Here is an 11,200-nt window from a genome sequence, read left to right on the forward strand (position 1 = left end):
CCGGAACCGGGTGCCGACCAACGCCAGCGCCGCGGCCGCAACCGCATCCGCCGCGCCCTCACCCACCGGGATAGCGCGTCAGCAGATCGATCCCCGGCAGATGCGGCTCGCCGCGAAAGTTCACGCCATTGCCGAACCGCGCCACACAGGTGGCAAAGCTCTTGTCGCATCCCTCGCTCACCTCGACCAACGTGCCCGCCGCCACCGCAAAGGCGGGCACCGCGCGCAGCGTCACCGTCGCGCCGTCCGACGCATCGATGCTCTGCGACAGCCCCGCATTGCCGTCGCCGAACCAGCGCAGCACGCCGCCCGCATAGGCCCCCGCCACCGGCTCGCCCGCATCCAGCGTCACCACCCGCTCGACCGCCGACACCACCCGCGCGAACCGCCGCCGCCCCGCCATCGCGACCCGGCAGCGCGCATCGCCCAGATCGGCGCGGCATTCGGCGGACGTCTCCTCCACCACCGCGCGCGCTAACGCCGCGCTCACGCCCGCCAGCTCCGCGGTAAAGCCATGGTCGGTCAGCTCGACCGCGCCGATCCGCCCCTCGCCCAGTTCGGCCAGCCGATCGCCCGTCTCCCAGTCGATCGCAAACACCCGCACCCGCGCCCCGTCCCAGCGCCCCGCGAGCAGGTCCGCCTCACCGATCGCCGCGCTGGTCAGCGCGCCGCCGATATCCATCGTGTCCGCCTCCAGCCCATCGGAGCGCTCGATCGCGGACGGCACCATGCCCGGCGCGGCGCGATGGATCAGGCCGTCGACCGTCAAATCACGGTCATGCGTCGTCAGCCCGATCGCGACCCCGTCACGCCGCTCCACCCGCCAACACAGGGCGATGCACGACAGCGCGCTCACCCGCGCACCTCGATCAGCGGCACCGACACCGCCTCGCCCGCCAGGAAGGTCGATCGCGCCACCCGCAACCGATCCTCGGCAAAGCGCACCATCACGTCAAAGGTGAAGCTCGCCCGCACCACCGCGCCCTTGGCCGGCGCCACGTCGAGCACCACCACGCCATTGGCCTCGACGCTAAAGCCCTGCGTCGCAACGCCATCCACGCCAATCCGCACGCTGCCCGCCACCGGCCGGACGATCCGCCGCGTCGCCGCGCCATAATGGCGGACCAGCTCGAACCGCCGCGTCGCGCCGTCGCCCGTACCGATCACCTCGTCCACGCCGCTCGCATCGAACGGATCGCGCAGCCGGAACGCCCGCGCCGGCCCCATCCGCGCGCGGAAGAAGGCGAGCAGCGTCGCGATATCGGCCTCGGACCGTATGCCCGGTCCGACATCGTAGCTCGTCCGCGCTTCCGCCCAGCCCGCACTGCGCTGCTCCGCGCCACCCGCCGCGGTCAGGATCGCGGTGGAAAAGGCCGGCGCCACCTCCGCCTCGCGCCCCAGCGCCAGCGGGAACAGCACATCGTCATAATCCTGCATGTCGTCTTCCCCCTCGAGGCGGACGAAGCCGTCGCGCATCACCTGCGGCAGCGCCCACAGCACCACCGACGCGACGCCGCGGGCGCGCGCCACCTGTCCCGCCGTCTCGATCAGCGCCCATTGCGCCGCCTGGTCGGGGCGCAGCACGAAGCCCGACAGATAATGCTGCCGGTCGCGCGGATAGCCCAATCGCGCCTCCGCCGCCGCGACACCCCGCGCGGTCGCCGCGGCATCGCCCTCCGTCACCCAGTCGTAATCCTCCAGCTGCAACACGTCGAAGGCGGGATACGCCCAGCCCAGCGGCATGTTGGCGCGCTTCAGCTCCGGCGCCGCCCGATCGAGCACCGTCGGCAGATAGGTGAGCAGCAACGTCTGCGTCCCCGGAAACGCCGCCTTCACCCATCCCGCCAGCGCCGCGGTCGAGGCGGACAGCGCCGCCCCCGCCCGATCCATCGTCGCGCGCTGGCTGGCGTCCATAGCCCTACGCACGCTCGGAATCGCCACCGGCGCCAGCGCCGCCACCGCGGCGGCGTCGTACAGGCACGGCCGCCCGTCCGGCATCGTCCACCACCAGGGCTCGCCGATCTGGAACTTCGGCCGCAATCCCGCCGCGACCCCGATCCCGACGAAGGCCGCCGCCACCTGCCGCAGATAGCTCATCGCGCCCTCGTGGCACGGCGACAGCAAGGTCGACGGCGGCTCCCACCCGGTCAGCGCCGGCGCGCCATCGGCCGCGCGCTGCTTCCAGTCGTTCCAGCAATGCGCGTCGAATAGTTCGTAGCTCAACGACCAGATGACGTCATAACCCAGCGCCTTCGCGCGGGCCGCAAAGTCGCGATGCCACGCCGCGCACGCCACGTTCAGCACGCCGCCGGTCAACCCGACGTAGAAGCCGCCGTACAGCGCATCGAGCCGGAAATAATGGCTCATCCCGACATAATGCGTGATTGCCCCGCGATAGCCGAGGTGCAGCGCATTGCGCAGCAACCGCGCCGGCGTCAGGTTATAGCTGTCGTCATAGCCGCTCGCGATCTGGAAGCCGTGTTCGGGCAGCACCGCCTCGCCGATGCCGATCACCGCCCCCGGCCCCTCGCACGCCATCCCGGTCAGCTCGACCCACGCCTCCTGCGCTGCGGCCAGCGGCACGTCGGTCTCGTCGAACTCGGGCGCGACCAGCGATACGAACATCCGGTCGACATCGCCCGCCCATACCGGGTCCGCCTCGCTCGGCAGCGCAAAGCCGCCCACGACGCTCGCAAAGTCGATCGCGACACTGGCATCCTCCGGGTTGCCGGTCGCATAATTCCACAGCCGCACATGCCACACGCGCGCCTTGCCCGCCGCATCGCGCCCCTCGATCGTAAGTGTCGGCCCCCGGATCGCGTCCAGCGGCTTCACGCCTGCCGACCGCCAGCGGAACCGGAGCCGACAGCCCCGAAAATCCCGCGCCGTCTCGTACCGCAGCAGCGGATGGTCGAACCGATCCTCCGCCTCCCAGATCAGCCCGGCCAGATCGCTCCGCCGATAGAAGACGGCATCCACCCGCAGCGCATCCGGCGCCGGATTGGTCACCGCCGCCATCATCGGCCGCGGGAAATTGACCGTCCAGAACCGTGGATCGAACCGGCTGAGCACCCCCGCCTCCTGCTCCACCCGCTGCGAACACAGCCAATGCGCCATGATGATGTCTCCCGATGATGAGGGGAGGCGACGGAAGCAGCGACCCTCGCCCAACCCACCCCGTCACCCCGGCCTTGAGCCGGGGTCCCGCTTCTTCTCCCCCGCCCGTAAAAGCGGGACCCCGGATCAAGTCCGGGGTGACGCGGGATCGCAGCGCCCCAAAATTCCTCCCTCGCGTCAGCGGGAGCGCAGGGTTGGATTGCCCCCAGCAATCCAAGATCATGCCGGGGGCATGATCGACCGTGCGCTGGGACCGTTCGCGAAGCGAATGGTGGAGGGGGCGCTTCCGCACGCCTCGACGGTCGTGACGTACCGCCCCCTCCGTCACCGCTTCGCGGCGCCACCTCCCCCTGGCGGGGGAGGATTGGAAAGCCCCCTACCCCTCCAACGCCGCCCGCACCGCGCGCGCCACCTGCCGGCTCGACCGCTGCAACGCCGCCGGCGCGTCCCCCGCCCCCGCCTGCACATGGATCGTCACCCGCACGTCGCGCGCCGCGGGCGACGCCGCCGCCTCCACCCGCCCGCTCGTCGTCGGCACGAACAGCTCCGGCCCGCGCTCTCCGACGACATAGCCGCGACCCGGCGTCACCGGCCCGCCCGTCGCCCGCCCCGGCAACCCACCGAGCAACCCGGCCAGCACGCCGCCCAACGATCCCCGCCCGACGCCGCCTGCACCCCGCCGCGCACCGCCGCGCGCGCGATCTCCGCCAGCACCCCCAGCGCGGTCGCCTTCAGGTCATCGAACCCGAACTGCCCGGTCCGCGCCGCGCGCAGCAGCGCCCGCTCGATCGATCGCCCTGCCTGCTCGGCCCCCGCGCCCAGCTCGCCTTCCAGCGTCGCGCGCATCGTTTCCACCTCGCGCGCGAAGCCTGCGGTGTCGGCGCGCACACCCACCGCCATCCGCTCCACCTCATCCATCGGGATCGGCCCTCCGCATCGCGGCGATCGTCGTGGCATCGGGCGGCGTCACCGCCCCAGCCCCGCCACTCGCCGCCGTCACCACCGCCGCCAGTTCGGCCGGCGTCGCCCGCCAGAAGGCATCGGGCGTCCAGCCCAATGCCGCCCCGGCAAAGCCCGCCAGCCGCACCGCACTCATCCGGAAGTCGCTCACCGCCCGGCCAGGATCTGGCCGAGCAGCACGCGCAGCACCGGGGTCAGCTTGGCGAGCCCCAGCGCCGCCAGCGCCTCGCCCAGCACCTCGCGCGTCACCTCCTCCGGCACCTCGCGCAGGCAGTGCCAGAACAGCGCGACCAGCTCGCCGAACCCCAGCTTTCCCGCCGCCGCGCGCTCGACCAGTTCGAACAATGGCCCAAGCTCCGCCTCCGCCGCGACCAAAGCCTGAAAGCTCGGCCGCAACACCAGGTCGCACCCGTTGACCCGCACCGCGCATTCCCCCCTGGCTTCATTGGCGGGGCGCGCCTCGTTGGCCGCGCTCATGCCGCCACCACCGGGCCGGAGCTTTCCAGCGCGATCGTGTAGGATCGCTCGCCATTGAAATCGCCGGCATAATCCAGCCGCGTGACCAGGAACCGCCCGGTCATGCTGTCACCGCTCTCGAAGCTCAGCCGGTAATCGTCGATCGTACCGCCGAGCGCGCTCGCCTTGATCCGCGTTTCCGCCGCCGATCCCGTAAACACGCCCGCGCCGCTCACGCTGACGCTGCGCACGCCCGCGCCCGACAGCAGCTGCCGCCAGCCGCCCGAATCCTTGGTCGTCACCACCACCGCTTCGCCGTTGACGCTCAATTGCGTCGTGCGCAGTCCCGCCACCGTCGCGAACGCGGGCGTCGCCGCCCCATCGCCGACCTTCAGCAGGAACGCACTGCCCCGTTCCACCGCCATCACTGTTCTCCTGTTATTGAACCCGGTACATCCGCACCGCGAACTCGCTCGACGCGACCCAGCGATCGCCCTTGCTGCGCTGGATCCGGCTTTTGGTCAGCCGCAGCCCGGTAAGCTGCCAGCCTTCGCGCAAACCCCGCGGCACGCCTGCCGCCGCCGACTCGACCGCGCCGACCAGCGCGCGCAGCCGCTCCGGGCTTTCGCCCGTATCGACATAGTCCACCGCGATCGTGCCGGTCCGCCCGCTCACCCCCACCGCGTCGCTGGCGCCTAGCACCGCCTCGCCAAGCACCGCGACCGGCATCGCCGCCCGCGCCGTCGGCGCGTCGAACACCCGGCACGTTGCTTTCAGATGCGCCAGCACCGCGGCATGCAGCACCATCCCTGCGCTCATGGCCGCGCCTCCACGCCCAGCCGCATGCGACGATACGGCCGCCACAGCGCCGCCACCGCCGCGGGCGGCATGGCATCGCCATCGCGCCGTTCGAACAGATGCGCCGCCAGCAGCACGACGCCCTGCATCACCGCCTCGGGCAGCGCCTCCCACGCCGCCGCGAGTCCCGCCGAATAGCGCACCAATGTCTCGCCGCCGTCGACCTTCACCCAGCCGACCCCGCCCGCATCGATATCGATCCCCAGCCCGGTGCCGCCGGTGATCCCGCGCACCGGCATCGCCGCCAGCCGCTGCCACCCGGCGCGCGGCCGCATCCGCTCCTCGCAGTCACGCGCCACCAGCAACTGCCCGCAGAACGCCTCCGCCAGCCCCAGCGCCGTGCCGCTCGCACGCAGCAGCACCGCATCGGGCGCCTCGCCGATCCGCAAATAGGTCGCCGTCGCAGCCGCCGCGTTCGCGACCGCCGCGGCCGGCATCGCCGCCGCTCCCATCCCGCTCTCCCCGCAAAAGAAAGCGGCCCCCGTCCATCCCGACGGGGGCCGCGCGCCGTCAGGCGGTGGCGATCTTCATCAGTTTGATCGCTGCGCTGTCCGCGACACAGCCGCCGACGCGCTTGGTCGCGTAGAAGCTGACGAACGGCTTGTTGCTGTACGGATCGCGCAGGATCGCCGTCTCGCCGCGTTCGGCGATCAGGTAGCCCGCCTGGAAATTGCCGAAGGCAATGCTCAGCGCATTGGCGGCAATGTCGGGCATGTCCTCCGCCTCGACCACCGGATAGCCGAGCAGCGTCGCCGGTTGCCCCGCCGCCAGGCTCGGCTGCCACAGCGGCATGCCGTCCGCGGTCTTGAACTTGCGGATGCGCGCCAGCGTGTTGGCGTTCATCACGAAGCTCGCGCCCTGCCGGTATGGCGCCCGCAGGCTGTGCACCAGATCGAGCAGCCGCTCGTCCGGCGCCGTGCCGAAATCCTCCGCCGCGCCCGACGGCAGATATTGCAGCGTCCCCAGCGCCCGCGTCGCGTCCTTGGCGGTGGAGACCGGCGCGGTCAGAAAGCCCTTGGGCCGATTGACGCCATTGCCGCCGACGAACGCCGCCCCTTCCGCGCGCGCGAATTCGGTGGCGATCTCGCCCGCCAGCCACGCCTCGACGTCGAACGCCGCATCGTCCAGCATCGCCTGGCTGGCGGAGGGGTTGGCGTACAGCTCGCCCATCGGCGGCACCAATTCGGCGAACACCGGGCTCGCCGTCTCCGGCCGCGCCGCCGTCTCCGCCGCCCAGCCCGACGGCGTGCCGCCGGTGGTGATTAGCTTGCGATAGCCCGCCGACCCCACCGTCACGACATTGGCGATCGCGCGGATCGGCGAGATGCCCTTCAGCACCCGCGCGATCTCGCCGTCCACCTCGCGCGGCACGGCATATCCGCCCGCATCGCCGGTGACGCCGGTGAAGGCCTTCATCTCCAGCACCGTCCCCGTCCGCACGAAGCCCGCAAACGCCCCGTCCGTCTGCTCCACGCGCGCGCCATCCAGCGCCGGCCTTTCGACCACGTCCATACGTCTTCTCCTCGTTGAAACACGTTTGAGGGGCGGTGCCGGCCCGCCGATCGAAATCAGCCGACCTGCGTGATCCGCGCGAGCGGCTGCATCGGCACCGCCACCAGACTCACCTCGGCCAGCGCCACGCGCAGCAGTTCGCGCCGCGCACCCTGCCGCACCACCAGTGGCCGATACCCTACCGACAACCCATCGACCGCGCGCGCCGTCACCAGCCGCGCAACCTCCGCATCGTCGATCACCCCCTCGACCAGCAGCCCGCGCGCGTCTTCAGCCAAAACGTCGATCCGCCCCACCGCGCGCCCACGATGCTGCCACAGCAGCGGCACAGCTCCGGCGCCCGCAAAGGCCCCCGCTCGCACCACATCCCCCGCCCGATCGACGCGATCGAACACTGCGGCGTATCCGGCGAACCTCACTCCAGCCACCCGCCGAACCCCAGCTTCACCGCGAGCCCCGTCAGCAGCAGCGCGCCCGCCAGCCGCACGCACCACCCCGCCGCCGCCTTCCACGCCGATCGTTTGGCATCGCGCCACGCCCCCAGCAGCTCGCGCAGTTCGGCCAGGTCCCCCCGCGCCGCCTCGTCGCTGAGGCCCAGCCGGGTCAGCGCGCGCATCGCCGACAGCTCGCCCGCCTCCTCGGCGATGCCGCGCATCGTCGCCAGGTCCGCGCCCTCGCGCGCCGCCTGCGCCATCAGCTGCGCGAGCACCCCCGTATCCTGTGCCGGCCCGCTCATGCCCCTACTCCCAGCATCGTCCGTTTCTCCTCGACGCTCAGGAAATCGGCGCCCGATACGCTGCGCCACAATCGCTCGCGATCCTCCGCCAGCGCCGGCACGCGATCCAGATCGACTGACAGCGCCGCCCCTTCGAACCAGCCCCCCAGCCCTTGCGCCAAGGCCGTCAGGATCGTCCCCGCCAGCGGCAACACCGTCAGCCGCCACAGCGCCCGGTTCGCCTCGCGATAATTGGCGTAGGTCGCGTCGCCCGGCAGGCCGAGCAGCATCGGCGGCACGCCGAACGCCAGCGCGATCTCACGCGCCGCCGCCGCCTTCAGCCCGACGAAATCCATATCGGCGGGCGACAGCGACAGCGCCTGCCACTTCAGGCCCCCTTCCAGCAGCATCGGCCGCCCGGCGTTGGTCGCGCCTGCGAACCCCGCCTCCATCTCCGCCTTCAACCGCTCGAACTGTTCCGCCGACAGCGCCGCGCCATCGCCCGGATCGTAGACCAACGCGCCCGACGGCCGCGCCGCATTGTCGAGCAGCGCCTTGTTCCACTTGCCCGCCGCATTGTGGACCGCGACCGCCCCGGCGGCGGCACCCAGGCACCCCATGCCGTAATGATCGTCGATCGGATTGAAGCTGCGGATATGGATCACATCCGGCCGCAGCCCCTCCGCATCCAGCCGCACCCGCCGCTCGCCCACCGCATAGCGATAGGCGGTCGGCCACCCGCCCGCGTCCACCTCGACGCTCACCCGCTCGGGCCGCAGCGCATACAGCGCGCCGACCTGCCCCTCGGCATCCCGCAGCACCTGGATATAGGCATTGCCATGCAACAGCAGCTGCGCCGCCACCGCCTCCAGCAGCACCTGCCCGCCCGATCGCGCCGTTAGCAACGCCATCATGTCGGGCACACTCGCCACCACAGGCGCACCCGCCACGCTTTCCGCGATCAGCTTCACCGCCCGCTGCGCGATCGCATTGCCCGCATAGGCCTCGCGCACCTGCGCCTCATAGCTGCGCGGCCATTCCCCCAAGGCCACGCCCGCACCGCCACGCGACAATGCCGGCCGCGCGCCCTCGCGCAGCCCCTTCCGCCCGAACAACCACATGTCGAATCTCCCGTAATGCCGTTCCGGCAAGGGTGAGGCCACGCCCCCCCTCGTCATCCCGGCGCACGGGTTCCCATCGAAGTAATACTTCGATGGGGCCCAACGCCGGGATCCATGGGTACGGCGCGGCCAATGGGTACGCGCCGACGCCAGCGTCGCGTATCCATGGATCCCGGCGTACGCCGGGATGACGAAGGGAAAAGCGAACGAAGCGGCGCCTACAGCCCCCGCACGCCGGCCTTCCCCTGCGGCCGCAGCATCAGCTCGCTCACCGCCCACACCAGCGCGTCCGCGCGATCCGGCGACCGCCCCGGCCCCTGGTAGCCGCCCCCGGCCACCAGCCCGCACATCTCGTCCTCCAGCGCCGCGAACCGCCCGCAATGCCGCACCCGCCCGCGCGCGTAGAGCGTCGCCACCGGCTCGGCCCGCGCCACCTTCCCCCGGCTCGCGCGCACCAGCGTCAGCGGCAGCGTCACGTCGGCAGCCATCAGCACCGATCGCACCATCGCCCCGCCCTGATTGGCCTCGGCCACCACCCGGTCGGCGCGATGTTGCGCGGCGCAACCCGCCACCGCCCGCGCCCAGCCCTCGGGCGACGCGGCGGAGACGCTCGCATCGTCCAGCACATGCGCGACGCCATCGCCGTCCAGCCCGACCGCGACGATTCCGCACGCACCGCCCGCCGTGCCGTCCTCCAGTCCCCCCGCCGGCGGATCGACGCCGACCACGACGCGCACCAGATCGTCGGGCACACCGCCCCGGCACGATTCCAGCAGCGCGCGCGACCACAAGGCGCCGGCCAGATCCTCGACCATCTCGCCGTCCAGTTCCTGACGGCCCAGCGCCGTGCCGGCATAGGCCTCTTCGATATGATCGACGAACACCTGCGGCAGGAACGGATTGTCGCGCGTCGTCCCGCGCGTCTCGACCAGCCCCTGCGATCGCAGCACGCGCTTCATCAGATTGGTCGGCCGCGGCGTCGTCGTCACCAGCACGCGCGGGTTGGCGCCGCGCCTGAGGCCCATCATCAGATTGTCCCAGGCCGCATCGCCGCGCCGCCACTTGGCCAGCTCGTCGCACCACGCCGCACTATGCTCGGGCCCGCGCAGCTGCTCGGGCGCATCGGCCGAATAGACATAGGCGACCGCCCCATTGGGCCAGCGCACCTCGCCCTTGTGGATCGTATAGCGCGGGATCCGCCCCGTTTTGGCGACCGCGCGCAGCCCGCTCGGCCCGTCGATCATCACCCGCCGCACGTCCGCCTCGGTCGCGCCGACCAGCGCGATCGCCGCGTGCTTGTCCGCCGCCAGCGTCGTCACCCATTCCGCGCCCGCGCGTGTCTTGCCGAACCCGCGCCCGGCGCGGATCAGCCAGATGCGCCAGTCCCCCTCCGGCGGCGCCTGCCCCGCCCGCGCCCACCCGCCGATCCAGCGTTCGGACAGCTCGCGCCGCATCGCCGGTGTCAGGCGGCGCATCACATAGTCGCGATCGTCCGGCGTCAGCCCGGCCAGCACCGTGACGGCGTCGATCGCCTCCCCCTGCCGGCTCATGCGCCACCCATCGGCAGCAGCACCCTGGTCCGGCGCGCCGCCAGTGCCGCCAGCCCCGCCACGACCGCGGCATCCGTCTCCTCGCGCGTCGCCGCCTTGGGCGCTGGGCCGCACGGCTTGCCTCGCCCCTCCCGCCGCGCGCGGTGGATGGTCAGCAGCTTGATGGCCCCCTCCCAATGCACCGGCCCCAGCGCATTCGGATCATCGGGCGCGATCGTCTCGCCACCGCCCGCCAGGACATAGCCGAGCATCCGCATCTCAAGCAGCTGATAGCCCGCCTCGATCGCATCCGCCCACATCGCCGCGAATTGCGGGTTGGTCCGGCGCCGGTGCTGCACCTGCGACGGGCTAAGGCCGATCGCGGCGGCCGAAGCGGCGATATTACAGCTTCCGGCAAGATGCGCGAAGAACGTGTCGCGCATCGCGGCATTCCACCGCGCCCACTGCTTGGTCGGCCGCTTGCCCTGCGCGATGAGCGCCCCCGCTGCCTCGCGCCGTTCGTCGGCGTCCGCCGTCGACCGCTCCATGCCCATACCTACATCCCCCTCATTCGCCCCGGCCCCGAAACGCAAGCGGCCGAGCGTAACGGGACTTGATCCCCGCCACCCCGGCCCGACTCACAATTCTTCAGCCTTCCCGTTATGTACCGAATGAGCGTGACGATGTCAAGCGTTTTGTACCATATGGGTTACATTCGCCCATCCTATCGCCGGATCGCCACGGCCGGCCACAAGATATGCTACTAAGGTACAATAGTCGGACAACGGGTTTCAATTTGCCGCGAAAGGCCGCTATCGTACGCTCTCATGACTGCCATCCGAGACGCTGGCCGAGTTTACCTTGTCGCTGGCCGCAAGACCAGCGTTCGCATTGACCTTGGCGGGTGTGCCGCGGACGCCTGATCGACGACG

Annotated in this window: 13 protein-coding genes and 1 pseudogene; all 14 read right to left on the reverse strand. The window is 71.4% G+C overall.

The window, feature by feature from the left end; translation table 11 throughout:
- Positions 1-58 precede the first annotated feature (58 nt).
- On the reverse strand, positions 59-856 hold the full coding sequence (locus tag ACP690_RS16700; protein WP_426254987.1) for a DUF2163 domain-containing protein: 798 nt from the start codon (positions 854-856) through the stop codon (positions 59-61).
- On the reverse strand, positions 853-3,117 hold the full coding sequence (locus ACP690_RS16705) for a DUF2460 domain-containing protein (RefSeq protein WP_426261707.1): 2,265 nt from the start codon (positions 3,115-3,117) through the stop codon (positions 853-855). Before ACP690_RS16705 ends, ACP690_RS16700 begins: the two co-directional genes overlap by 4 nt.
- A 376-nt stretch (positions 3,118-3,493) precedes the next feature.
- Positions 3,494-4,035, reverse strand: a pseudogene (locus ACP690_RS16710) (tail tape measure protein).
- Complete coding sequence (locus ACP690_RS16715; RefSeq protein ID WP_426261733.1) at positions 4,028-4,213, reverse strand: phage tail assembly chaperone; 186 nt, start codon at positions 4,211-4,213, stop codon at positions 4,028-4,030. The pseudogene ACP690_RS16710 and the gene ACP690_RS16715 overlap by 8 nt, the downstream one beginning before the upstream one ends.
- 11 nt (positions 4,214-4,224) lie before the next feature.
- A complete protein-coding gene (locus ACP690_RS16720; RefSeq protein WP_426261706.1) occupies positions 4,225-4,554 on the reverse strand; it encodes a gene transfer agent family protein in 330 nt (109 codons plus the stop codon).
- Complete coding sequence (locus tag ACP690_RS16725) at positions 4,551-4,958, reverse strand: phage major tail protein, TP901-1 family (protein ID WP_147035399.1); 408 nt, start codon at positions 4,956-4,958, stop codon at positions 4,551-4,553. The genes ACP690_RS16720 and ACP690_RS16725 overlap by 4 nt, the downstream gene beginning before the upstream one ends.
- A 13-nt stretch (positions 4,959-4,971) precedes the next feature.
- The gene (gene gp17 / locus ACP690_RS16730; protein WP_426261705.1) at positions 4,972-5,352 is read right to left on the reverse strand and encodes a tail completion protein gp17; all 381 of its coding nucleotides are present in this window, start codon (positions 5,350-5,352) and stop codon (positions 4,972-4,974) included.
- On the reverse strand, positions 5,349-5,828 hold the full coding sequence (locus tag ACP690_RS16735; RefSeq protein WP_426261704.1) for a head-tail connector protein: 480 nt from the start codon (positions 5,826-5,828) through the stop codon (positions 5,349-5,351). Before ACP690_RS16735 ends, gp17 begins: the two co-directional genes overlap by 4 nt.
- 73 nt (positions 5,829-5,901) lie before the next feature.
- On the reverse strand, positions 5,902-6,903 hold the full coding sequence (locus ACP690_RS16740; RefSeq protein ID WP_426261703.1) for a phage major capsid protein: 1,002 nt from the start codon (positions 6,901-6,903) through the stop codon (positions 5,902-5,904).
- Between the two features lie 56 nt (positions 6,904-6,959).
- On the reverse strand, positions 6,960-7,322 hold the full coding sequence (locus tag ACP690_RS16745) for an HK97 family phage prohead protease (RefSeq protein WP_426261702.1): 363 nt from the start codon (positions 7,320-7,322) through the stop codon (positions 6,960-6,962).
- Positions 7,319-7,639 carry a DUF6127 family protein gene (locus tag ACP690_RS16750; RefSeq protein ID WP_043060828.1) on the reverse strand — a complete coding sequence of 107 codons (321 nt, stop codon included), beginning with the start codon at positions 7,637-7,639 and terminating at the stop codon, positions 7,319-7,321. The genes ACP690_RS16745 and ACP690_RS16750 overlap by 4 nt, the downstream gene beginning before the upstream one ends.
- Positions 7,636-8,739, reverse strand: a complete 1,104-nt coding sequence (locus tag ACP690_RS16755; protein ID WP_426261701.1) for a phage portal protein — start codon at positions 8,737-8,739, stop codon at positions 7,636-7,638. Before ACP690_RS16755 ends, ACP690_RS16750 begins: the two co-directional genes overlap by 4 nt.
- Positions 8,740-8,957: 218 nt before the next feature.
- On the reverse strand, positions 8,958-10,289 hold the full coding sequence (locus ACP690_RS16760; protein WP_426261700.1) for a DNA-packaging protein: 1,332 nt from the start codon (positions 10,287-10,289) through the stop codon (positions 8,958-8,960).
- A complete protein-coding gene (locus ACP690_RS16765) occupies positions 10,286-10,816 on the reverse strand; it encodes a hypothetical protein (protein ID WP_426261699.1) in 531 nt (176 codons plus the stop codon). The genes ACP690_RS16760 and ACP690_RS16765 overlap by 4 nt, the downstream gene beginning before the upstream one ends.
- Positions 10,817-11,200 lie beyond the last annotated feature (384 nt).

This window comes from Sphingomonas sp. DC4900 (genome assembly GCF_049896485.1).
Classification (GTDB): Bacteria; Pseudomonadota; Alphaproteobacteria; order Sphingomonadales; family Sphingomonadaceae; genus Sphingomonas; species Sphingomonas aquatilis.